This window comes from Streptomyces sp. NPDC049813, from assembly GCF_044465085.1.
Classification (GTDB): Bacteria; Actinomycetota; Actinomycetes; order Streptomycetales; family Streptomycetaceae; genus Streptomyces.
Genome location: NZ_JBITLI010000013.1, coordinates 1 through 22,068, shown reverse-complemented (window position 1 = coordinate 22,068; position 22,068 = coordinate 1). Strand labels below are relative to the sequence as shown.

Here is a 22,068-nt window from a genome sequence, read left to right as displayed (position 1 = left end):
CCATTGCCGCGCATGGGATGCGAACACCCCACCGGCAGTGGCCTCCTTCGTATGTGTGCCAAGTAAAAGAGGCGAGAATCCATGACCACCACCCAGGCCGACAACGGTGACAAGAGCGACGACGGCAAAGGCGCGGGCCGCTTTCTGCTGAAGCTGTCCGGCGAGGCGTTCGCCGGTGGCGGGGGTCTGGGTGTCGACCCCGACGTGGTGCACGCCATCGCCCGGGAGATCGCGGCCGTGGTCCGGGACGGGGCGCAGATCGCCGTCGTCATCGGCGGCGGCAACTTCTTCCGCGGCGCGGAGCTCCAGCAGCGCGGCATGGACCGCGCCCGCTCCGACTACATGGGCATGCTCGGCACGGTCATGAACTGCCTGGCCCTCCAGGACTTCCTGGAGAAGGAAGGCATCGACAGCCGCGTCCAGACCGCCATCACGATGGGCCAGGTCGCCGAGCCGTACATCCCGCTGCGCGCCGTACGCCACCTGGAGAAGGGCCGCGTCGTCATCTTCGGCGCCGGTATGGGCATGCCGTACTTCTCCACCGACACCACCGCCGCGCAGCGCGCCCTGGAGATCCACGCCGAGGCGCTGCTCATGGGCAAGAACGGCGTGGACGGCGTCTACGACTCGGACCCCAAGACCAACCCCGAGGCCGTCAAGTTCGACGCGCTCAGCTACAGCGAGGTCATCACCCGCGACCTGAAGGTCGCCGACATGACCGCGATCACCCTGTGCCGCGACAACAAGCTGCCCATTCTCGTCTTCGAGCTGCTGACGTCGGGCAATATCGCCCGGGCCGTCAAGGGTGAGAAGATCGGGACGCTCGTGGGCGACCAGGGCACCCGCGCCTGACCCTCACGTCCGTACCGCCCCGCGAGGGCCGCAAGGGATGGACAATGTCCTGCCGGTCGGACACCGTGCAAGGACACCGCAGGACCAGCAGGAAACGGCGCGGGGAACAGACACGCGACGCAGCCGGCCGCCCCCGCGCAAGCCGGGCCTCACTCAAGACACGCAGGAGCAAGTGGTGATCGAAGAGACCCTCCTCGAGGCCGAGGAGAAGATGGAGAAGGCCGTCGTCGTCGCCAAGGAGGACTTCGCCGCGATCCGCACCGGTCGTGCGCACCCGGCGATGTTCAACAAGATCGTGGCCGACTACTACGGCGCGCTGACGCCGATCAACCAGCTGGCCTCGTTCTCGGTGCCCGAGCCGCGGATGGCCGTGGTGACCCCGTTCGACAAGAGCGCGCTGCGCAACATCGAGCAGGCGATCCGCGACTCCGACCTGGGCGTCAACCCGAGCAACGACGGCAGCATCATTCGAGTGACGTTCCCCGAGCTCACCGAGGAGCGTCGCCGCGACTACATCAAGGTCGCCAAGACCAAGGCGGAGGACAGCAAGGTCTCCATCCGCTCGGTCCGCCGCAAGGCCAAGGACGCCATCGACAAGGCGATCAAGGACGGCGACATCGGCGAGGACGAGGGCCGTCGCGGCGAGAAGGAACTGGACGACACCACCGCCAAGTACGTGGCCCAGGTGGACGAGCTGCTCAAGCACAAGGAAGCCGAGCTGCTCGAAGTCTGAGTGAGCGCGGAACATCGAGGTTCGAGGAATCCGTGAACGACTCTTCCTGGGGGGCGCCGTCCGGGCCCGGGCACTGGGGGCCTGCCGCCCACGGGCCCGCCTACGGGCAGGGACCCGCGTACGACCAGGGGCGCGCTCCGGCGGGTCCCGCGTATGAACGGCACGCGGTTGAGGAGACTCGGCCCATGCCCATCGTGCCCGATATGCCTGACGTGCCCGCCGGTGGCGGTGACGGTGACCAGGAGGACCGAGGGGCCGCTCGACTGAGCGGCCCCCTGTTCCGCGACGAGACGACGCCGCGGGCGCCGCGGGCTCCCGAGGAGCCCGTGGCCGGTGCGGCGGCGCCGCAGCCCGCACCGGCCGCTCCTTCGCAGCCGCAGCCCCCGGTCCAGCCTCTGCCGCCGAAGAAGAGCGCGGGTCGGGACCTCGGAGCGGCCATAGGGGTCGGCGTCGGGCTCGGCGTGGTGATCGTCGCGTCGCTCTTCATCGTCAAGGCGGTCTTCGTCGGCGTCATAGCGGTCGCCGTCGTCGTCGGCCTGTGGGAGCTGACGTCGCGGCTGCAGGAGCGCAAGGCCATCAAGGCGCCGCTCGTGCCGCTCGCCGTCGGCGGCGCCGCGATGGTCGTCGCCGGTTACGTCCGGGGCGCGGAGGGCGCCTGGGTGGCGATGGCCCTGACCGCGCTCGCCGTCCTGGTGTGGCGGATGACCGAACCGCCCGAGGGCTACCTGAAGGACGTCACGGCGGGCGTCTTCGCGGCGTTCTACGTACCGTTCCTCGCGACGTTCGTCGCGATGATGCTCACCGCGGACGACGGAGCCTGGCGCGTCCTGACGTTCCTGATCCTCACCGTGGTCAGCGACACCGGGGCGTACGCGATCGGCTGGCGGTTCGGCAAGCACAAGCTCGCGCCGCGCATCAGCCCCGGCAAGACCCGCGAGGGGCTGGTCGGCGCGGTCACGTTCGCGATGGCGGCGGGCGTGCTGTGCATGCAGTTCCTGATCGACGACGGGAGCTGGTGGCAGGGGCTCGTCATGGGCGCCTGCGTCGCCGCCAGCGCCACCCTCGGCGACCTCGGCGAGTCCATGATCAAGCGGGACCTCGGCATCAAGGACATGGGCACGCTGCTCCCCGGGCACGGGGGCATCATGGACCGCCTGGACTCCTTGCTGCCGACGGCGCCGGTGGTGTGGTTGCTGCAGGTGCTGTTCGTGGGGTCGACCTGATCCGAGCGGTCGCCTCTGTGGCCTGTGTACGAGCCCTCACCGTTTGACGGTGGGGGCTCGTCGGCGTACCGGGCCCCTGTCCCGTACGGGGCCCCTGTCCCGTACGGGAACCCTGTCGGCCCTCGGCCGCTGCCGCTACCTTCGGGAGCGAGCCGTACGCACTCGGGCGCGAGGAGGCTGCCATGCCGGTCGGGGAACGGGCGGGGACGCCGCGGCTGCCACCACGCTGGTTCATCCGGCTGGCCTGGGTGGCGCACCGCGGCGGCCTGCGGGTGCTGGGTGGCCGGGTCGCGCTGTGGCGGCCGCGCGGCCGGCGCTGGGGGACCCTCCGGCTCAGCACGACCGGCCGCCGCACCGGGACCCGCCGCGACGTCATCCTCGGCTACGTGGAGGACGGGCCGAACCTGGTCACGCTGGCGATGAACGGCTGGGGCGCGCCCGAGCCCGCCTGGTGGCTCAACCTCCAGACCCACCCGGACGCGACCGCCACCCTGGTCGACGGCCCCCGTCCCGTACGAGCCCGCGCCGCGACCGGCGACGAACGCACCCGCCTGTGGGCCCGCTGGCGCGAGACCGACAAGAACCTGGACGCCTTCGCGTCCCGCCGCCCGTCCGAGACGGCGGTGGTGGTGCTGGAGCCCCGCGCGGGGGGCCCGGGGCCCGACTGAGATCCCGGCCGCACGCGGACCTGGACGCGTGCCGGGCGCAAGAGGCATCCGGCCCGCTGCCCTCCGCGAGGGGTGGGCGATACTCCTTCGGTGCGATGGTTCGAGCAGGCGCAGGCGGCCGAGCGCTCCGGTGCCTGGGACAGGGCCATCGCCCTGGTGAGCGCCCACGCCGCGTGCTACTCCACCGACCCCACCGAACACGGCAACCACCTGTGGCACATGGACCTGCTCGCCCACGCCGGACGACTCGCGGAGCTCACGGATCTGGCCCGCACGGACGTCCACGCCCGCCGGCGACTCAACCGAGCGCTTCGCGACCGCGGGATGACAGCGGTGCTCCGCGAGCGCGCGGAGAACGGCGATCGCGACGCCCTCTGCACGCTGGTCCGGTTCCTCTGCAGAACAGGCCGGACCGAGCGAGCACGCGAAACGATCGAGGAGATCGCCCCCCAGGACCGGTATGCGCAGCAGATCATCACGGACTGCGAGGCGTCGTCGGGGACGAGCCGAGGTCACCCCCGCTGATCTGCCACACTGGTACAGCCATGCCTAAGCCCGGAGAACTCACTTTCGTCGCCCCCCGCGGAGCCAAGAAGCCGCCGCGGCACCTTGCCGACCTCTCGCCCGCCGAGCGGAAGGAAGCCGTTGCCGCGATCGGTGAGAAGCCGTTTCGCGCCAAGCAGCTGTCGCAGCACTACTTCGCGCGGTACGCGCACGACCCCGCGGAGTGGACCGACATCCCCGCCGGGTCGCGCGAGAAGCTGCGGGAGGCGTTGCTGCCCGAGCTGATGACCGTCGTGCGGCACCTGTCGACCGACCAGGACACCACCCGCAAGACCCTGTGGCGGCTGTTCGACGGGACGCTCGTCGAGTCCGTGCTGATGCGCTACCCGGACCGGGTGACGATGTGCATCTCGTCGCAGGCCGGCTGTGGGATGAACTGTCCGTTCTGCGCCACCGGACAGGCCGGGCTCGACCGGAACCTGTCGACCGGCGAGATCGTGCACCAGATCGTGGACGGGATGCGCGCGCTGCGGGACGGTGAGATCCCCGGCGGTCCGGCCCGGCTCAGCAACATCGTCTTCATGGGGATGGGCGAGCCCCTCGCCAACTACAAGCGCGTCGTGCAGGCCATCCGCGCGCTGACCGACCCCGAGCCGGACGGGCTCGGCCTGTCGCAGCGGGGCATCACCGTGTCGACGGTCGGGCTGGTGCCCGCCATCAACCGGTTCACCGACGAGGGCTTCAAGTGCCGCCTCGCCATCTCGCTGCACGCCCCCGACGACGAGCTGCGCGACACCCTCGTCCCGGTCAACACGCGGTGGCAGGTGCGCGAGGTGCTCGACGCCGGGTTCGAGTACGCCGCCAGGTCCGGGCGCCGGCTCTCCATCGAGTACGCGCTGATCCGCGACATCAACGACCAGGCGTGGCGTGGCGACCGGCTCGGCCGCATGCTCAGGGGCAAGCCGGTCCACGTGAACCTCATCCCGCTCAACCCGACGCCCGGGTCGAAGTGGACCGCGTCGCGGCCCGAGGACGAGAAGGCGTTCGTCGACGCGATCGCCGCCCATGGTGTCCCCGTCACCATCCGGGACACCCGTGGCCAGGAGATCGACGGGGCGTGTGGTCAGCTCGCCGCCACCGAGCGGTAGCCTGGGGCTCGTACACCGACGTACACACCGACGTGCACGCCGTACGCACCATCGAATCGCTTACATCTGCATATTCCGACAGGGGAGCGCCACAGCGCTGAGAGTGCGGCACCGAAGCAGGACAGGCCGCAGACCCTCTGAACCTCGCCCGGGTCATTCCGGGTAGGAAGTTCGGTCATCACTCATGCTGTTGCGCCCTGCCCTGCGGCCCTTCGAGGGTCGCCGGGCAGGGCCGCGTCTTCTCCTGGTCATTCCAGGAGGAATTCGTAATGAGAACGAGCAGGACCACATACCTGGCGCTCGCCGTGGGCCTCGGGATCGTCGCGCTGTCCGCGTGCGGGTCGTCCGAGGAGGGGGCCTCCGGCGACTCCAGGACCGTCACTCTCGTCAGCCACGACTCGTGGGCCGTCTCCAAGAACGTCCTGAAGGGCTTCGAGAAGAAGTCCGGCTACCGGGTGAAGGTGCTGGAGGACGGTGACGCCGGGCAGGCCGTCAACAAGGCGATCCTGTCCAAGGGGAACCCGCAGGGCGACGTCTTCTTCGGCGTCGACAACACCCTGCTGTCCCGGGCGCTCGACAACGGGGTCTTCGCCCCGTACCGGGCCAAGGGGCTCGAACGGGTGCCCAGCGCGTACCAGCTCGACGTCGCGAAGCACCGCGTCACACCCGTCGACACCGGCGACATCTGCGTCAACTACGACAAGAAGTACTTCGCCGAGCACAAGCTGACGCCCCCCTCCTCGTTCGCCGACCTCGCCAAGCCCGCGTACAAGAACCTGCTGGTCACCGAGAACGCGGCCACCTCCTCGCCCGGTCTCGGCTTCCTGCTCGGGTCCGCCGCCCGGTACGGCGACGACGGCTGGCAGGGGTACTGGAAGAAGCTCGTCGCCAACGGCGTGAAGGTCGTCGACGGCTGGGACCAGGCCTACAACGACGAGTTCAGCGGGAGCGCCGGCGGCAAGAAGGCAGGCGGCGACCGGCCGCTCGTCGTCTCGTACGCCTCCTCGCCGCCCGCCGAGGCGATCTACGCCGAACCGCAGCCGAAGACCTCGCCGGTCGGTGTCGCCACCGGGACCTGCTTCCGCCAGGTCGAGTTCGCCGGGCTGCTCGACGGGGCCGGGAACGAGAAGGGCGGGCGGGCGCTGCTCGACTTCCTGATCTCGAAGGAGTTCCAGCAGGACATGCCGCTGAACATGTTCGTCGACCCGGTGGCCGAGGACGCCACGGCTCCCGCCGACTACCGCAAGTACGCGGTGCGGGTCGACGATCCCGCGACCCTGAGCCCGCGCGTGATCGCGGACCACCGAGACGACTGGGTCAAGTCGTGGACCTCGCTCGTCCGCAAGTGACCGCCAGGGTCCGGCCGCGCGGCGGGAGCGCGGCGCGGCTCGGTCTGATGGCCGTGCCCGTCGCGTTCTTCGCCGTCTTCTTCGCCTACCCGGTCCTCGCGATCGTCCGCCGGGGGCTGTTCGTCGGCGGCGCCTGGCAGTTCGGGCGGATCGCGGACGTGCTGGGCGAGCCGGACCTGCGGCACGTCCTGTGGTTCACGGCGTGGCAGGCGCTCGCCTCGACCGCGCTGACTCTGCTGATCGCGCTGCCGGGCGCCTACGTGTTCGCCCGGCTCGACTTCCCCGGCAAGCAGCTGCTGCGGGCCGTCGTCACCGTGCCGTTCGTGCTGCCGACCGTCGTCGTGGGCACCGCGTTCCTCGCGCTGGTCGGCCGGGGCGGGCTGCTCGACGAGCTGTGGGGCGTCCGGCTCGACACCACCGTGTGGGCGATCCTCGTCGCGCACGTCTTCTTCAACTACGCGGTGGTCGTACGGACCGTCGGCGGGCTGTGGTCGCAGCTGGATCCGCGGCAGGAGGAGGCCGCGCGGATGCTCGGCGCCTCGCGGCTCGCGGCCTGGCGCACGGTGACCCTGCCCGCGCTCGGCCCGGCCGTGGCGGCGGCGGCCCTGATGGTCTTCCTGTTCACCTTCACGTCCTTCGGCGTCGTGCAGATCCTGGGCGGCCCCGGCTACTCGACGCTCGAAGTCGAGATCTACCGGCAGACCGCGCAGATCTTCGACCTGTCGACCGCGGCCGTCCTGACGCTGGTGCAGTTCGTCGCGGTGGGGCTCATCCTCGGCGTGCACGCGTGGAGCGTGCGGCGCCGCGAGAGCACCCTGCGGCTCGTCGACGCCGCGCACACCGCGCGCCGGCCGCGCGGCGTGGGCCAGTGGACGCTGCTCGCCGGCGTCCTCGCGACCGTCGCCGTCCTGATCCTGCTGCCGCTCGGCGTACTCGTGCAGCGCTCGCTGGACACGCCGGGCGGGTACGGGTTCGCGTACTACCGGGCGCTCGGCGACGCCGACGGGGGGACCTTCCTGGTGCCGCCGATCGACGCCATCGGGAACTCCCTGGAGTACGCGCTCGCCGCCACCGGCATCGCGCTCGTCGTCGGCGGGCTCGCCGCCGCGGCGCTGACCCGCCGGGCGGGGCGCCTGGTACGCGGGTTCGACGCGCTGCTCATGCTGCCGCTCGGGGTCTCCGCGGTGACCGTCGGCTTCGGCTTTCTGATCACGCTCGACGAGCCGCCGCTCGACCTGCGGGCGTCCTGGATCCTGGTGCCGCTCGCCCAGGCTCTGGTCGGCGTCCCCTTCGTCGTACGGACCATGCTGCCGGTGCTGCGGGCCGTCGACGGCCGGCTGCGGGAGGCCGCCGCCGTGCTCGGCGCCTCTCCGCTGCGGGCCTGGCGGGAGGTCGATCTGCCGCTGGTGCGCCGGGCGTTGCTGGTCGCGGCCGGGTTCGCGTTCGCGGTGTCCCTGGGCGAGTTCGGGGCGACCGTCTTCATCGCCCGGCCCGACAACCCCACCCTGCCGGTCGCCGTGGCACGCCTGCTCGGCCGGGCCGGCGACCTCAACTACGGGCAGGCGATGGCCCTGTCGACCGTCCTCATGGTCGTCTGCGCCGGCTGCCTGCTGCTGCTCGAACGCCTGCGGCCCGCGCGGGCCACGACCGGGGAGTTCTGACATGGCGGCCTTGCTCGCACTCGACGACGCGACCGTACGGTTCGGGCGGCGCGCCGCGCTCGACGGCGTGGACCTGGAGGTCGCCGAGCACGAGATCGTGTGCGTGCTCGGACCCAGTGGCAGCGGCAAGTCGACGCTGCTGCGAGCCGTCGCGGGCCTGCACCCCCTCGACGGGGGCCGGGTCCTGCTGGGCGGCCGGGACCAGGGCGGCGTGCCCGCGCACAAGCGGGGCGTGGGCCTGATGTTCCAGGACCACCAGCTGTTCCCGCAGCGGGACGTCGGCGGCAACGTCGCTTTCGGGCTGCGGATGCACGGCGCCGGCAAGAGCGAACAGGCGTCCCGTGTAGGGGAGTTGCTGGAGCTGGTCGGTCTGCCCGGGGCCGAGCGCCGGGCCGTCGCCGCCCTCTCGGGCGGCGAGCAGCAGCGCGTCGCGCTCGCCCGGGCGCTCGCGCCGCGGCCCCGGCTGCTGATGCTGGACGAACCGCTCGGCCAGCTCGACCGGTCGCTGCGCGAGCGCCTGGTCGTCGAATTGCGCGGCCTCTTCACCGAGTTGGGCACCACCGTGCTGGCCGTCACGCACGACCAGGGCGAGGCCTTCGCGCTCGCCGACCGGGTCGTCGTCATGCGTGACGGGCGGATCGCCCAGTCCGGCACGCCGCTGGAGGTGTGGCGCAGGCCCGCCGACGCGTTCGTGGCCCGCTTCCTCGGCTTCGACAACGTCGTCGAGGCGACCGTCTCGGTCTCCGGCGACGCCGCGGACACCCCCTGGGGCAAGGTGCCGGTCCCGGCCGGCTCCCCGCGGGGCGCGGCCCAACTCCTCGTACGGCCCGCGGGCGTCCGCCTGGTCGACCCCGCCGACGCCCAGCTGACCTGCACCGTCACCGCCCGCACCTTCCGCGGCACGCACGTGGCCCTGCGGTTGCAGCCCGCTGACGCGCCCCCGCTCGACGCGGCGTGCGCGCTGCGCGCGGCGCCGGAGCAGGGAGCCGAGGTCGGCGTGGCCTTCGACGCGGCCGAAATCGTGATGCTGGCCGGCCGGCCGGCTGCGTAGGGTCGGCGCATGACGTCTTCCCGCCCGTCGCACGGGCAGCTCAGCCACGACCGGTTCTGTGCCGAGATCGTCGCGCAGACCCGCCTGTTGACGGACCAGCTGGCCGGTGCCGATCTCGCGGCGACCGTGCCGACCTGCCCGGAGTGGAGCGTCCGGCAGCTCGCCGAGCACGTCGGACGCGCTCACCGCTGGGCCGAGGCGATGGTGCGCACCCGGGCCGCCGAAGCGCTGCCCGAGGACGAGGTGCCCGACCGCGCGCCCGCGGACGACGCGCCCGCCACCCTGCGCGGCTGGCTCGACGAGGGGGCCGGGCGCCTCGCGCGGACGCTGCGCGAGGCGGGGCCGGACGCCGCCTGCTGGAGCTGGGCCTGGCAGCAGGACGCTGGGTTCTGGGCCCGCCGGATGACCCACGAGACGGTGATCCACCGTGCCGACGCGGCGCTCGCCGCGAAGGGCGGCTACGACGTGGCGCCGGAGATCGCCGCCGACGCGATCGACGAGTGGCTGCGGATCGTGCGGTTCGTCCAGGACATCGACGCGCGGGACTCGGCCCAGGAGTTGAAGGCCGGTGGGCGCACGCTCCATCTGCACGCCACCGACACGGCCCCCGGCGCGGCCGCCGAGTGGTTGATCGAGCTGCGGGACGAGGGAGTCGTCTGGCGCCGCGACCACGCCCGGGCCGACGTGGCCCTGCGCGGCCCGCTGACCGCCGTCCTGCTCGCCTTCTACCGGCGGACGCCGCTCGACGGCGCGGAGGTCGAGGTCCTCGGCGACCGTTCGCTGCTGGAGTTCTGGCTGGAGCGGGCCTCGTTCGGCTGATCGCTCGGCGGGGGGAAAGTAGGGGAGGGCCGGGGGAGGCCCGGGAGACGCACGAAGGGGCCGTACGAGGCGCCCGGCCCGGCTGCTCGGCCGGGACGCCCGTACGACCCCTTCAGAGGACTAGCGCTGGGCCGCACCGCGCTTGCGCAGGGCGAACACCACGCCGCCACCCGCGACGACCAGGGCCGCGGCGATACCGGCGAAGAGCCCGGTGTTGCTGTCCGCACCGGTCTCGGCGAGGTCCGAACCACCGGCCGGGGAGGCCGAGTTGGCGGGGGCCGGGGCCTCCGCGGAGGTGGACTCGGAGACCGAGGGGGCCGGCGTGGCCGTCTCCGCCGGGGTCGAGGCGCTCGGTGCCGCGGAGGACGGCGCCGGGGAGGACGGCTCCGGAGTGGCCGGCGGCGTGGTCGGCTTCTCGGTGGCGCAGGCCGTCGACGGGGTGGTGACGCCACCCTTGATGTCGTCGTCCACATTGAACTTCTTGGTCTTCACGTGGACGCGGTAGTGCGTGTTGGGCGCCCAGTTCTCGGCGAACGTGATGGTGCGGCCCTCGCGGGAACCCGTCACGGTCTGGGTACCGACGAGCTTCTCGGCGCTGCCCTCCCCGGTGAACAGGGTGACGGTGGCGAGGGTGCCGGAGGAGTCGACGTCCTTGACGGTGATGACGCCCTGGTCGCCGTCGCAGACGGCCTCGGCGGTGAACTCACTGATGTTGCACGCCGAAGCGGACCCGGCGACGCCCAGCGTCAGCGCGGTGGCAGCGGCGGCCACACCGGCGAAGCGCGCGGCGCGTGCGGATATACGGGGGGTTACGGACACAGTTGTCCTTCACGGGATAAGTGCAGAAAAGAGACGGATGCCGTGAGGGAACGCGTGGCTCTCGCCTCAGCGTCCTCACGGACACCTCACGTCTACAAGCGCCCATAACGCAACGTCAATATGCTGGCGGCACTTGGTGTCGAGACTTGACCTACGCTTGACCCAACTGATGTTTCACGTCTGCTTTTCCGGCTCCGGAGTTCAGACCATCCGCGCCAGCGCCTCGCCCGCCTCGTCCACCGAGTCGACGAGCGCGATGCGCGCCTCCATCGCCCGGCCGCGCGCGAGCGCCTGGAGCAGTGGCCACGCGGGGAGTTCGCGCGTCCAGTGGTCCCGGTCGACGAGGACCATCGGGGTCGGTTCGCCGCGCGACCCGTAGTAGTTGGGGGTGGCGTTGTCGAAGATCTCCTGCACCGTCCCGGCCGCGCCGGGCAGGAAGATGACGCCCGCGTTCGAGCGGGCCAACAGGCCGTCCTCGCGCGTGGCGTTGGCGAAGTACTTGGCGAGGTGCGCGGCGAACGCGTTGGGCGGCTCGTGCCCGTAGAACCAGGTGGGGATGCCGACGGAGGCGCCGCCGCCCGGCCAGCGCCCGCGCACCTCGAAGGCGGCCGCCGCCCAGTCGGTGACCGACGGCGTGAACGACGGTGTCTTGCCCAGGACTTGCAGGGCCTGGTCGAGCATGCCGTCGGCGAAGGGGGCGGCGTACCCGCCGAGGTTCGCCGCCTCCATGGCGCCGGGGCCGCCGCCCGTCGCCACCGTCAGACCGGCCCGCGTCAGCGTCCGTCCGAGCCGGGCCGCCCCCGCGTACTCCTCGGTGCCGCGCCGCATCGCGTGGCCGCCCATGACGCCCACCACCCGGGCGCCCACGAGGAGTTCGTCGAGCGCGTCGGAGACGGAGTCGTCGTGCACGGCACGCAGCATGGACGCGAAGACGTCGCCGTCGGTCTTGGTCCGCTGGAACCAGGCGTACGCGCGGGCGTCCGGCGTCGCGTCGTACCCCCGCGGTCCCGACAGCCCCTCGAAGAGCTCGTCCGGGGTGTAGAGGTGGCCCCGGTACGGGTCGAACGGCAGGCCGGGGACGGGCGGGAAGACCAGCGCCCCCGCGGCCCTGACCCGCGCGGCCGCCGCCGGGTCCATGGGGCAGCCGAGGAAGACGGCGCCCGTGACGTCGGCAGCGAGCAGCCGGTCCGTACGCTCCGTCAGATCGACCGCCTGCACCCGGTGGTGGGCGAGCGAGCCGGATCCGGAGAGCGTCGCGTCGAACTCGGCGAGCGTCTCTATCTCGCGGTCGGAGGTGGTCCCGGGAGGGGCGGGCACGGGTGACTCTGCTGGCGTCGGCTGCACCCGCCCATGCTAGACACGGCGCCGGCCGGGCCCGGCGGCCGCTCAGCTCTCGATGACCGAGGGGTCCATCCACGCGACCTCGACGCTGTGCCCGTCCAGGTCGTCGAAGGCCCGGCCGTACATGAAGCCGTGGTCCTGCTTCTCCCCGTGCTCGGTGCCGCCGGCCGCCAGCGCCCGCTCGACCAGCTCGTCGACCTTCTCCCGGCTCTCGGCGCTCAGGCAGAGCAGCACCTCGCTGCTGCGCGTCGAGTCGACGATCGTCTTGTGGGTGAAGCCCGCGTACTTCTCCTTGGTCATCAGCATGAACACGATGGTGTCGCTGAGCTGCACGGCGGATGCGGTCTCGTCGGTGAACTGCTGGTTGATGGTGTACCCGAGCTCCGAGTAGAACTTCTTGGCGGCGTCCAGGTCGTTCACGGCCAGGTTCACGAAGATCATCTGCTGGTACATGCGGAGGCCCGTCGCCTTCTGTGGAGGTCGGTGTGGTGCGTACGCAGGGGTAGACGGGCCGGGCCGGCAAAAGTCATCGCGACAGCAGTGGAACGGCCGAAAGTTGTGCGACGGCCCAGGTCAGGGGCGCGAAGACGGCGAGCAGGGTGCCGGCGCGCAGGGCGGCCGCGGCGCGCAGCTTGGCCGCGGGGGCGCCGAGCCGCAGGAGCGCGACCTGGGTGGGCCGGCGCGCCTGGCGGGCCTCCACGGCCGCGGTCAGCAGCGTGGCGAGGGTGCAGCCGGCCACGAGTGTCGCGCCGAGCGCGGTCAGCGGGCCGAGGCCGGGGGAGGCGTCCCCGGCGTGCGCGTACAGCGCGTTGGCCGCGTAGGCGCCCGAGGCGACCGCGCAGACGACACCGAGCGGGCGGCCGATGCGCAGCGCCTCCTCCTGGAGGATGCGCCCGGCCAGCAGCCGCACGGCGCCGGGCCGCACGGCTTGCAGGGCCCGCCCGCACAGATAGGTGAGACCGGGCCCGACGAGCGCGAGGCCGAGCGCGGTCAGCGCCCAGCCGGCCAGCACCCCGCCGGGGCTGCCGCCGAGACCGCCCGGCATCGGGGGCCCGTCGCCGCGCGCGTGCGAGGCGTACGACTCCACGGCGAGCCCGGCGGCGAGCAGGGCGACGCCCCAGGGCAGCCCGGTCGGCGCGGTGACCGGCTCGGCGAACGGCTCCTCCGGCTCGTCCGGCTCCGCGTGCGTGGCCGTCGCCCGGGCGGGCCGGGCGGCGGCCACGGCCCGGGTGCGCAGCGCGAAGGCGCTGGCGGCGGAGGCGGCCAGCGGCACGAAGGTGAGCAGGGTGAGCGTGGCGGCCAGCGGCAGCGGCCGGTCGGCGGCGAGGAGCCGGCGGGCCGCGCCGCCGAACGGCAGCCCGGTGAGGTCACCGCGCAGGTGCAGGAAGAAGAGCAGCGCGAGGAGTGAGCCGAGGGCGCAGGCCAGGGCCGTGGAGACGGCGGCCAGCAGGGTGAGGCGGGCCGGGCCGAGGCCGACGGCCGAGAGGCCGGAGCGGGGGCGCGTGCCCGGGTCCGAGCGGGCCACGGCGACCGCGAGGTACACGGTGGCGGCGAGCGGCACCAGGCACCAGGTAAGGCGGAGCACGGCGGCGGTGGAGGCGTCGGGGTGGCCGAGCGCGTAGCCGAGTGTGCACAGCAGCAGGAAACCGGTGCCCGCCGACGCGGCGGCCACCAGCAGCCTGCGGAGCTGGACCAGGGGGTGTCCGCCGCGGACTAGACGGAGAGCGAGCACGCGGCGCGGCCTTCCGGGTCGGTGGCCGCGGCTGGCAGGTGCACGGTGGTGACGCGGCGTCCGTCGAGCAGCGGGACCGTCCGGTCGGCGAGCGCGCCGACCTCGGCGTCGTGCGTGGCCAGGACCACCGTGACGGCGTGCGAGCGGGCCGCCGCCGTCAGCGTCCGCAGGACGTGCGCGCGGTCGGCGCGGTGCAGGGTCGCGGTGGGTTCGTCGGCGAAGAGCACGTCCGGGCCGTGCACCAGGGCGCGGGCGATGGCCACGCGCTGCCGCTCCGCCATCCGCAGGGCGCCGGGCCGCTTGCGGGCGAGGTGGCCGACGTCGAGCCGGTCGAGCCACTCCTGGGCCGCGTTCTTCGCGGCGCGCCGGCCGGTGCCGCGGAGCATCAGCGGCAGCGCCGTGTTCTCCCACACGTTCAGCTCCGGGACGAGGGCGGGCTCGGTGTCGATCCAGCCGAACCGGTCGCGGCGCAGCCGCTCGCGCACCAGCGCGCCCATGGTGTGCACCGGGGTGCTGTTGAACCACACCTCGCCCTGGCGCGGCAGGAGCTGGCCCGACAGACACCGCAGCAGCGTCGTCTTGCCCGCGCCGCGCGGGCCGGTGACCGCGAGGATCTCCCCGTCCCGGATCTCCAGCGAGACGCCCGTGAGCGCGGGGGAGCCGTTGTGGGAGAAGTGCAGGGCGCGTGCCCACAGCACGTCGTTGTCCGGCGGGGCCACCATGGCGTACACCTCGGTTCAGATCAGTTGTGCCGGGGGAGTTCCCGTCCCCCGTACGGGGGAACGAAGGCAGGGCCGATCGGTCACAGGGCACGCTAGGTTTCCGGGGCGGTACGTCCGCAAAAGACGCGGCCCGGCCGCACCCATCTCACTCGGATGGGTGCGGCCGGGCCGGTGTCGCGGGGACGGTCAGATCTTCTCCCAGGCCTCCGTCAGGACCTGGCGGACGATGCTCTCGATCTCGTCGAACGTCGACTGGTCGGCGATCAGCGGCGGGGAGAGCTGGATGACCGGGTCGCCACGGTCGTCGGCGCGGCAGTACAGGCCGTACTCGAAGAGCTTCTTGGAGACGAAGCCGTAGAGCACGCGCTCCGACTCCTCGTCCGTGAAGGTCTCCTTGGTGGCCTTGTCCTTGACGAGCTCGATGCCGTAGAAGAAGCCGTTGCCGCGGACGTCGCCGACGATCGGCAGGTCGTGCAGCTTCTGCAGCGTCGTCAGGAAGTTGGCCTCGTTGTCGAGCACGTGCTGGTTGAGGCCCTCGCGCTCGAACACGTCGAGGTTGGCGAGGCCCACGGCCGCGGAGACCGGGTGGCCGCCGAAGGTGTAGCCGTGCAGGAAGGTGTTGTCGCCCTTGTAGAACGGCTCGGCGATCCGGTCCGAGACGATCGCGGCGCCGATCGGGGAGTAGCCCGAGGTCATGCCCTTGGCGCAGGTGATGATGTCCGGGACGTAGCCGAACTTCTCGCAGGCGAACATCGTGCCGAGGCGGCCGAAGGCGCAGATGACCTCGTCCGAGACGAGCAGCACGCCGTACTGGTCGCAGATCTCGCGCACGCGCTGGAAGTAGCCGGGCGGGGGCGGGAAGCAGCCGCCCGCGTTCTGCACCGGCTCCAGGAAGACGGCCGCGACCGTCTCCGGGCCCTCGAAGAGGATCTCCTGCTCGATCTGGTCGGCGGCCCAGCGGCCGAACGCCTCGGGGTCGTCGCCGTGGATCGGCGCGCGGTAGATGTTCGTGTTCGGCACCTTGTGCGCGCCCGGGACGAGCGGCTCGAAGGGGGCCTTGAGCGCGGGCAGACCGGTGATCGACAGGGCGCCCTGCGGGGTGCCGTGGTAGGCGACCGCGCGCGAGATGACCTTGTACTTCGTGTGGTTCCCGGTGAGCTTGTGGTACTGCTTCGCCAGCTTCCACGCGGTCTCGACGGCCTCGCCGCCGCCGGTGGTGAAGAAGACCTTGTTGAGGTCGCCCGGCGCGTAGTGGGCCAGGCGCTCGGCCAGCTCCACGGCCTTGGGGTGGGCGTACGACCAGATGGGGAAGAAGGCCAGCTCGGCGGCCTGCTTGGCGGCGACCTCGGCGAGCTCCCGGCGGCCGTGGCCGGCCTGGACCACGAAGAGGCCCGCGAGCCCGTCGAGGTACTTCTTGCCCTTGTCGTCGTAGATGTAGGTGCCCTCGCCACGCACGATGGTGGGAACGGGCGCGTTCTCGTACGACGACATGCGCGTGAAGTGCATCCACAGGTGGTCGTACGCGGTTCGGCTGAGGTCCTGGCTCACGGCTATCGGGTTCCCCACATATAGGTCTGCTTCTTGAGCTTGAGGTAGACGAAGCTCTCGGTGGAGCGCACTCCGGGAAGGGCCCGGATGCGTTGGTTGATGACCTCCAGAAGGTGGTCGTCGTCCTCGCAGACGACCTCCACCATCAGGTCGAACGAGCCCGCGGTCATCACGACGTACTCGCACTCCGGCATGGCCGTCAGCGCGTCCGCCACCGGGTCGAGGTCGCCCTCGACATGTATGCCGACCATCGCCTGGCGCCGGAATCCCACGGTGAGCGGGTCCGTGACGGCGACGATCTGCATCACGCCCTGGTCGAGCAGCTTCTGGACGCGCTGGCGCACGGCCGCCTCGGAGAGGCCCACGGCCTTGCCGATGGCGGCGTACGGACGCCTGCCGTCCTCCTGGAGCTGCTCGATGATGGCGAGGGAGACGGCGTCCAGCGGCGGACTCCCGCCGCTTCTCGAACGGGGTCCCTTGGGGTCTGCGCTGCGACTGGCCACGACCTCACTGTGCACGAGGACTCGATAGTTCCGCAAGCCCGGATCGATGTAATCCGTTGTCTGGGGACTCGATACTCACGGATTTCGTTGATCGGGGCGGGTGGGGGGTGTCGAAAGCGTCGGCCCACGCCGTAGGGTGGTGTCTCAAGCAGTGGACATCCCGACAAGGAGGCCGGTCAGTGACCACCAGTGAACTGCGTCAGCTGCGGACACTTCGGAACTACATCGCTGGCGAGTTCCGGGACGCCGCCGACGGACGGACCACCGAGGTGGTCGACCCCGTCACGGGCGAGGCGTACGCGACCGCACCGCTCTCCGGACAGGCCGACGTCGACGCCGCCATGGAGGCCGCCGAGGCCGCCTTCCCGGCCTGGCGCGACCAGACCCCGGCCGAGCGGCAGAAGGTCCTGCTCAAGATCGCGGACGCGTTCGAGGAGCGGGCCGAGGAACTCATCGCGGCCGAGGTGGAGAACACGGGCAAGCCCATCGGGCTGACCCGCTCGGAAGAGATCCCGCCCATGGTCGACCAGATCCGCTTCTTCGCGGGTGCGGCCCGGATGCTCGAAGGGCGCGGGGCCGGGGAGTACATGGAGGGCCTCACCTCCTTCGTGCGCCGCGAGCCGATCGGCGTCTGCGCGCAGGTCGCGCCGTGGAACTACCCGATGATGATGGGCGTGTGGAAGTTCGCCCCGGCGCTCGCCGCGGGCAACACCGTCGTCCTCAAGCCGTCCGACACCACCCCCGCCTCGACGGTCCTGATGGCCGAGATCATCGGCTCGATCGTCCCCAAGGGCGTCTTCAACGTGGTCTGCGGCGACCGGGACACCGGCCGCATGATGGTCGAGCACAAGACCCCGGCGATGGCCTCCATCACCGGCTCCGTGCGCGCCGGCATGCAGGTCGCCGAGTCCGCCGCCAAGGACCTCAAGCGGGTCCACCTGGAGCTGGGCGGCAAGGCGCCGGTCGTCGTGTTCGAGGACACCGACGTGGCCAAGGCCGTCGAGGACATCTCGACGGCGGGCTTCTTCAACGCGGGCCAGGACTGCACCGCCGCCACCCGCGTGCTCGTCCAGGAGTCCATCCACGACGAGTTCGTCACCGCGCTCGCCAAGGCCGCCGCCGACACCAAGACCGGCCGGCCGGACGACGAGGACGTGCTCTACGGCCCGCTCAACAACGCGAACCAGCTCAAGCAGGTCTCCGGGTTCATCGAGCGCCTGCCCGCGCACGCCAAGGTCGAGGCCGGTGGCCACCGAGTCGGCGACAAGGGCTTCTTCTACGCCCCGACCGTCGTCTCCGGCCTCAAGCAGGACGACGAGATCATCCAGAACGAGGTCTTCGGGCCCGTCATCACCGTCCAGTCCTTCACCGACGAGGCGCAGGCCACCGAGTGGGCCAACGGCGTGGACTACGCCCTCGCCTCCTCCGTGTGGACCAAGGACCACGCGCGCGCGATGCGCATGTCCAAGGTGCTCGACTTCGGCTGTGTGTGGATCAACACGCACATCCCGCTGGTCGCCGAGATGCCGCACGGCGGCTTCAAGAAGTCCGGCTACGGCAAGGACCTGTCCGGCTACGGCTTCGACGACTACACGCGCATCAAGCACGTGATGACGTCGCTGGACGCATGACCCTCACCTACGAGGAAGTGGGCGCGACCCTGGCGGAGGGCGAACTCCCGCCGGGGTACGCGCACCTGGACCGCCGCGTCCGTCTCGGCTCGGGGCCCCGGTGCTTCGAGCGGGCGGGCGCGGCGGTGCTCGCGTGGGGCGCGCAGCGCGGCGCCGGACTGCGCGTCGCACCCGGCGACGACGCCCGCGAGGGCGCGGACGTCGAGCTGCGCCTGCTGTGGCTGCGCATCCCCTGCCGGGTGGTCCGCGTCGTGCGCGACGCCTCGCGCACCGGGTTCGCCTACGGGACGCTCCCCGGGCATCCGGAGTGCGGCGAGGAGGCCTTCCTCGTCACCCGGGACGCCGACGGCACCGTGTGGTTCCGCATCCGGGCGTTCTCGCGGCCGGGCCGCTGGTACACCCGGCTCGCCGGGCCGGTCGCCCGGTTCGCCCAGGAGTGGGCCACCCGCCGGTACCTGCGGGCCGTGGCCGCGGCCTGCCGGGACCTCCCTGCGTCCTGAACCGGCCTTGCCCGCACCAGGATCGACAGGGTGTCGGCTGCGGGCCCGCCCGCTCGACGCAGCGTCCATTGCCGGGGCCCCGGCGGCGACGGCATCCTGCCTGCGTGCGAGCCACTCACCTCACCTCCCCGGTCACCCGTCGGTCCCTGCTGCGCGCCCTGGGCGGGGGTGCCGGGGCGGTGGCCGCCGGCGCCCTGGCCACGGGGTGCGGGGTGCCCGCCGCGTACGTCGCGCCGGGCGAGCGGTCCGCCCGCGACCGGTCCGCCTCCGACCAGCGGCTCACCTGGGCGAACTGGCCGCTCTACATCGACGTGGACGACGACGACCCCGCGCGGCGCCCCACGCTCGACGCCTTCGAGAAGCGGACCGGCATCCAGGTCACGTACACCGAGGAGATCAACGACAACGACGAGTTCTTCGGCAAGATCAGCCCGTCGCTGATGAACCACCAGCGGACCGGGCGCGACCTCATCGTCATCTCCGACTGGATGTGCTCGCGCTTCGTGCGGCTCGGCTGGGTCCAGGAGATGGACCGGGCGCGGCAGCCGAACGTCACCAAGTACCTCGACCCGCTGCTGCGCTCGCCCGCCTTCGACCCGGGCCGCAGGTCCACCGTGCCGTGGCAGTCCGGCATCACCGGCATCGCCTACAACCGGCGCCGCCTGGGCCGGGAGATCCAGCACGTCTCCGATCTGTGGGCCGACGACCTCAAGGGCCGCGTCACCCTCCTGTCCGGCCTCGACGAGTCCTTCGCGCTCCTCATGCAGGGCAACGGCGTCGACATCACCCGATGGAGCGCCGACGACTTCCACCGGGTCTGCGACCAGGTGGAGAAGCTCGTGCACAGCAAGCACATCCGCCGCTTCACCGGCAACGACTACATCAAGGACCTCTCCAGCGGGGACGTCCTGGCCTGCCAGGCCTACAGCGGCGACGTCATCCAGCTCCAGGCCGACGACCCGGACATCGAGTTCGTCGTCCCGCGCGAGGGCGCCGAACTCTGGTCGGAGTCCCTGATGATCCCGAACCTGGCCGACCACAAGGCCAACGCCGAGCGCCTCATCGACTACTACTACGCCCCCGAGGTCGCCGCGGAGCTCGCGACGTGGGTCAACTACGTCTGCCCGGTGCCCGCCGCCAAGGACGTCCTCGCCTCGGCCAAGGACAAGGAGACCGCCGCGCTCGCCGAGGACCCGCTGATCTTCCCCGACGCCACGATGCGCTCCCGGCTGGCCATCGCCCGGGACATCCGGCCGTCGGAGCGGACGGAGTTCGCGAAGCGGTGGAACGCGATCGCGGGGCTGTAGGCGACGCAGCCGGAACCGCTCGCCGTGGCCGACACGTGGATGTCGTGGAGCGTGCTGGTGCGGTAGGCAGGAGACGAGGGCACGGACGGTCACTCGGCCGGCGGCACGTCCACTCCCCGGTGCGGACGCCGTGCCATGCCGGCCGGCGTACCGACCGCCGCGCACACCGTCGCGAGACCGGCGAGCGCGATCGCGGCTCCGGTGCCGGTGAGGGCGGCGACGGTTCCGAGGACCACCGGGCCGATGCCCTGGACCGACATCAGCCCCGCCGTGAGCAGCCCGAACGCCTGACCGCGGCGGGCCTCGGGAACAGCTTCCAGAAAGGGGCGTTGCAGCCCCAGGGCGTAGGCGAAGCCGACTCCGGTGACCAGGAGGAGCGCGGCGCACACCCCCCGGGGAGGGTCCAGCGCGAAGCCGGTCAACGGCAGCCCGAGGACCACCACCAGCGGTCCGGCCAGCCGTTCGCGCAGGGCGGGACGCAGGAGGCGGCCGACGGCCAGGTCTCCGGCGAGCATGCCGACCGGCAGGCAGGCGAGCAGGACACCGGCGGTGCCGTCGGGCATCCGGTGGTCCCCGGTGAAAGGGACCATCAGGCCCTCGGCGCCGGCGACGAACAACGGCGGCAGCCACTGGGCGAGCAGCAGCGCCCGGACCCTCCGGTCGGCGAGCAGGCCGATGCCACCGGACCAGCTGTCCCGCAGCACCGATCCGGAGCCGCGCCGCCGTGCCGCCTCCGCCGTGGACCGCTCCTGCGGCACGGGCAGGTCGGGCAGCCCCACACGGACGGCGACCGCGGCGGCCAAGTACGCGGCCGAGCTCACCAGCAGCGCATCGCCCGGCCCCAGGAACGCGACCGCGGCACCGCCGACGGCCAGGCCGAGCAGCTGGGCCACGGACGCGGAGACGTTGAGCAGCGAGCGCCCCAGAACGTACGCGTCACCGGCGAGCGTGTCGGCGACGAGCCGGTTGACCGCTCCGGTGGAGACCGGCGCCAGGGCGGCCACGGCGGCGACGAGCACCAGGACAGCCGCCACCGGCAGGCGGACCGTACCCAGCACCGCGGCCGCCCCGCACTGCAGGACGTGACCGGCGACGACCAGCCCGCGCGGCCGCACCCGGTCGGCGAGCGAGCCGAGGACCAGGGAACCAACGAGCTGCGGCAGGAAGCCGGCGCCGAACGTCACCGCGCTCAGCAGGGGCGAACCGGTCGCCGCGAACACGAGCACCGACAGGGTCAGGACACGCAGCGCGTCCGCGGTCACCGTCAGCGCCCGGGTGGCCAGCAGCAACCGGAAGCGCCGGTCGGCCAGTACGTCCCCGTACGTGGTACGGGCTGCCCTGGCGGCGGGGTCCGAGGTCACCGGCAGAAGTGTGCGGGACGGACCGGAACCGGGGCAACCCGTCGCGCCCGCGCCCCTCATGACGCATCGTCACCGCAGCCACAGCGGGACAACATTCGGGACAACGACCCCATCAAGGCGGGACGGAGGCACCGGAGAATCAGACGAACCGGACGGGAGCACGGCGACCTGCCCGGCCGGCCTCATCTCTCCACCGACGACCGAAGGGCTTGAACATGATCGTGGACACCATCGAGACTCCCGTCCTGGCTCCCGAGGCCTACCTTGACGACGAGGCCTCGGCCGTCGCGGTCGACGCTCCGGAGGAGCGCGCCTGGCTGCCGTCCTACCAGGCTGCCCTGACCGCCTGATCCGCTGCGCCACCGGGCCGGGCGCCCGGGGCCCCCCCCCCCCGGGGGGGGCCCCCGCCCCGCCCCCCCCCCCCCGGCCCCCCCCGGCCGCCCCCCCCCGGGGGGCCCCGCCCCCCCCCCCCCCCCCCGCGGGCGGCGGCCCCCGGGGGGGGGCCCCCCCCCCCCGGGGGGGGGCCCCCCCCGCCCCGGTCCCGGGGCGCCTTGTCGCTACGAGGTCACGGGGTCCGGGCGATCAGGTACCGGAAG

22 protein-coding genes and 1 riboswitch are annotated in these 22,068 nt (G+C 72.3%); of the genes, 14 read left to right on the top strand and 8 right to left on the bottom strand.

What is annotated here, in order from left to right; genetic code table 11:
* Positions 1–81: 81 nt before the first annotated feature.
* From pyrH to ACIBW6_RS24740, 10 genes are all read left to right on the top strand, one after another.
* Positions 82–852 (top strand): UMP kinase, encoded by a 771-nt coding sequence (gene pyrH, locus ACIBW6_RS24785; RefSeq protein WP_399063175.1) that lies wholly within the window; start codon positions 82–84, stop codon positions 850–852.
* A gap of 175 nt (positions 853–1,027) precedes the next feature.
* The gene (gene frr, locus ACIBW6_RS24780; protein WP_255982473.1) at positions 1,028–1,585 is read left to right on the top strand and encodes a ribosome recycling factor; all 558 of its coding nucleotides are present in this window, start codon (positions 1,028–1,030) and stop codon (positions 1,583–1,585) included.
* A 32-nt stretch (positions 1,586–1,617) separates the two neighbouring features.
* Positions 1,618–2,808, top strand: coding sequence for a phosphatidate cytidylyltransferase (locus tag ACIBW6_RS24775; RefSeq protein WP_399063173.1), 1,191 nt, complete (start codon positions 1,618–1,620; stop codon positions 2,806–2,808).
* Between the two features lie 182 nt (positions 2,809–2,990).
* The gene (locus ACIBW6_RS24770) at positions 2,991–3,476 is read left to right on the top strand and encodes a nitroreductase/quinone reductase family protein (protein ID WP_399063170.1); all 486 of its coding nucleotides are present in this window, start codon (positions 2,991–2,993) and stop codon (positions 3,474–3,476) included.
* A 90-nt stretch (positions 3,477–3,566) separates the two neighbouring features.
* Entirely contained in the window at positions 3,567–4,001 is a 435-nt protein-coding gene (locus tag ACIBW6_RS24765; protein WP_399063168.1) for a hypothetical protein, read from the top strand.
* 20 nt (positions 4,002–4,021) lie between these two features.
* A complete protein-coding gene (rlmN, locus tag ACIBW6_RS24760) occupies positions 4,022–5,128 on the top strand; it encodes a 23S rRNA (adenine(2503)-C(2))-methyltransferase RlmN (RefSeq protein WP_399063165.1) in 1,107 nt (368 codons plus the stop codon).
* A 70-nt stretch (positions 5,129–5,198) separates the two neighbouring features.
* A riboswitch (TPP riboswitch) is annotated at positions 5,199–5,315 on the top strand.
* A gap of 82 nt (positions 5,316–5,397) precedes the next feature.
* A complete protein-coding gene (locus tag ACIBW6_RS24755) occupies positions 5,398–6,477 on the top strand; it encodes a thiamine ABC transporter substrate binding subunit (RefSeq protein WP_399063162.1) in 1,080 nt (359 codons plus the stop codon).
* Positions 6,453–8,138, top strand: coding sequence for an ABC transporter permease (locus ACIBW6_RS24750; RefSeq protein ID WP_399063160.1), 1,686 nt, complete (start codon positions 6,453–6,455; stop codon positions 8,136–8,138). Before ACIBW6_RS24755 ends, ACIBW6_RS24750 begins: the two co-directional genes overlap by 25 nt.
* A 1-nt stretch (position 8,139) precedes the next feature.
* The gene (locus ACIBW6_RS24745; RefSeq protein WP_399063158.1) at positions 8,140–9,189 is read left to right on the top strand and encodes an ABC transporter ATP-binding protein; all 1,050 of its coding nucleotides are present in this window, start codon (positions 8,140–8,142) and stop codon (positions 9,187–9,189) included.
* A 9-nt stretch (positions 9,190–9,198) separates the two neighbouring features.
* Entirely contained in the window at positions 9,199–10,008 is an 810-nt protein-coding gene (locus tag ACIBW6_RS24740; RefSeq protein WP_399063155.1) for a maleylpyruvate isomerase family mycothiol-dependent enzyme, read from the top strand.
* 120 nt (positions 10,009–10,128) lie between these two features.
* Here the strand turns inward: ACIBW6_RS24740 and ACIBW6_RS24735 are convergent, their stop codons facing one another.
* From ACIBW6_RS24735 to ACIBW6_RS24705, 7 genes are all read right to left on the bottom strand, one after another.
* Positions 10,129–10,827 (bottom strand): LAETG motif-containing sortase-dependent surface protein, encoded by a 699-nt coding sequence (locus ACIBW6_RS24735; RefSeq protein WP_399063153.1) that lies wholly within the window; start codon positions 10,825–10,827, stop codon positions 10,129–10,131.
* A 201-nt stretch (positions 10,828–11,028) separates the two neighbouring features.
* Complete coding sequence (locus ACIBW6_RS24730) at positions 11,029–12,144, bottom strand: LOG family protein (protein ID WP_399063150.1); 1,116 nt, start codon at positions 12,142–12,144, stop codon at positions 11,029–11,031.
* A 69-nt stretch (positions 12,145–12,213) separates the two neighbouring features.
* Positions 12,214–12,621 carry a VOC family protein gene (locus ACIBW6_RS24725; protein WP_399063148.1) on the bottom strand — a complete coding sequence of 136 codons (408 nt, stop codon included), beginning with the start codon at positions 12,619–12,621 and terminating at the stop codon, positions 12,214–12,216.
* A 73-nt stretch (positions 12,622–12,694) separates the two neighbouring features.
* Positions 12,695–13,900 carry a hypothetical protein gene (locus tag ACIBW6_RS24720; protein WP_399063145.1) on the bottom strand — a complete coding sequence of 402 codons (1,206 nt, stop codon included), beginning with the start codon at positions 13,898–13,900 and terminating at the stop codon, positions 12,695–12,697.
* Positions 13,882–14,622 carry an ABC transporter ATP-binding protein gene (locus ACIBW6_RS24715; protein ID WP_399063143.1) on the bottom strand — a complete coding sequence of 247 codons (741 nt, stop codon included), beginning with the start codon at positions 14,620–14,622 and terminating at the stop codon, positions 13,882–13,884. The genes ACIBW6_RS24720 and ACIBW6_RS24715 overlap by 19 nt, the downstream gene beginning before the upstream one ends.
* A 186-nt stretch (positions 14,623–14,808) precedes the next feature.
* Positions 14,809–16,188, bottom strand: a complete 1,380-nt coding sequence (locus ACIBW6_RS24710; RefSeq protein WP_399063141.1) for an aspartate aminotransferase family protein — start codon at positions 16,186–16,188, stop codon at positions 14,809–14,811.
* Positions 16,173–16,688 carry an Lrp/AsnC family transcriptional regulator gene (locus ACIBW6_RS24705; RefSeq protein WP_399063139.1) on the bottom strand — a complete coding sequence of 172 codons (516 nt, stop codon included), beginning with the start codon at positions 16,686–16,688 and terminating at the stop codon, positions 16,173–16,175. The genes ACIBW6_RS24710 and ACIBW6_RS24705 overlap by 16 nt, the downstream gene beginning before the upstream one ends.
* Positions 16,689–16,852: 164 nt before the next feature.
* Here ACIBW6_RS24705 and ACIBW6_RS24700 point away from each other — a divergent pair, with 164 nt between their 5' ends.
* The 3 genes from ACIBW6_RS24700 to ACIBW6_RS24690 all read left to right on the top strand — a co-directional run bounded on the left by ACIBW6_RS24700 (position 16,853) and on the right by ACIBW6_RS24690 (position 20,111).
* A complete protein-coding gene (locus ACIBW6_RS24700; protein ID WP_399063137.1) occupies positions 16,853–18,304 on the top strand; it encodes a gamma-aminobutyraldehyde dehydrogenase in 1,452 nt (483 codons plus the stop codon).
* Positions 18,301–18,804, top strand: coding sequence for a DUF1990 family protein (locus tag ACIBW6_RS24695; RefSeq protein ID WP_399063136.1), 504 nt, complete (start codon positions 18,301–18,303; stop codon positions 18,802–18,804). The genes ACIBW6_RS24700 and ACIBW6_RS24695 overlap by 4 nt, the downstream gene beginning before the upstream one ends.
* Before the next feature lie 104 nt (positions 18,805–18,908).
* Complete coding sequence (locus tag ACIBW6_RS24690) at positions 18,909–20,111, top strand: spermidine/putrescine ABC transporter substrate-binding protein (protein WP_399063135.1); 1,203 nt, start codon at positions 18,909–18,911, stop codon at positions 20,109–20,111.
* Positions 20,112–20,200: 89 nt separating this feature from the next.
* On the opposite strand, the gene ACIBW6_RS24685 is transcribed toward ACIBW6_RS24690, so the two are convergent.
* Positions 20,201–21,472 (bottom strand): MFS transporter, encoded by a 1,272-nt coding sequence (locus ACIBW6_RS24685; RefSeq protein ID WP_399063132.1) that lies wholly within the window; start codon positions 21,470–21,472, stop codon positions 20,201–20,203.
* A gap of 215 nt (positions 21,473–21,687) precedes the next feature.
* Here ACIBW6_RS24685 and ACIBW6_RS24680 point away from each other — a divergent pair, with 215 nt between their 5' ends.
* Positions 21,688–21,822, top strand: coding sequence for a hypothetical protein (locus tag ACIBW6_RS24680; RefSeq protein WP_399063130.1), 135 nt, complete (start codon positions 21,688–21,690; stop codon positions 21,820–21,822).
* Positions 21,823–22,068: the final 246 nt, after the last annotated feature.

What these genes read in the sequence shown, in the direction of transcription:
- ACIBW6_RS24770 (WP_399063170.1), top strand. Translation starts at nt 2,991, where the DNA reads ATGCCGGTCGGGGAACGGGCGGGGACGCCGCGGCTGCCACCACGCTGG.
- ACIBW6_RS24745 (WP_399063158.1), top strand. Translation starts at nt 8,140, where the DNA reads ATGGCGGCCTTGCTCGCACTCGACGACGCGACCGTACGGTTCGGGCGG.
- ACIBW6_RS24725 (WP_399063148.1), bottom strand. Translation starts at nt 12,621, where the DNA reads ATGTACCAGCAGATGATCTTCGTGAACCTGGCCGTGAACGACCTGGAC.
- rlmN (WP_399063165.1), top strand. Translation starts at nt 4,022, where the DNA reads ATGCCTAAGCCCGGAGAACTCACTTTCGTCGCCCCCCGCGGAGCCAAG.
- ACIBW6_RS24755 (WP_399063162.1), top strand. Translation starts at nt 5,398, where the DNA reads ATGAGAACGAGCAGGACCACATACCTGGCGCTCGCCGTGGGCCTCGGG.
- pyrH (WP_399063175.1), top strand. Translation starts at nt 82, where the DNA reads ATGACCACCACCCAGGCCGACAACGGTGACAAGAGCGACGACGGCAAA.
- ACIBW6_RS24740 (WP_399063155.1), top strand. Translation starts at nt 9,199, where the DNA reads ATGACGTCTTCCCGCCCGTCGCACGGGCAGCTCAGCCACGACCGGTTC.
- ACIBW6_RS24695 (WP_399063136.1), top strand. Translation starts at nt 18,301, where the DNA reads ATGACCCTCACCTACGAGGAAGTGGGCGCGACCCTGGCGGAGGGCGAA.
- ACIBW6_RS24715 (WP_399063143.1), bottom strand. Translation starts at nt 14,622, where the DNA reads ATGGTGGCCCCGCCGGACAACGACGTGCTGTGGGCACGCGCCCTGCAC.
- ACIBW6_RS24680 (WP_399063130.1), top strand. Translation starts at nt 21,688, where the DNA reads ATGATCGTGGACACCATCGAGACTCCCGTCCTGGCTCCCGAGGCCTAC.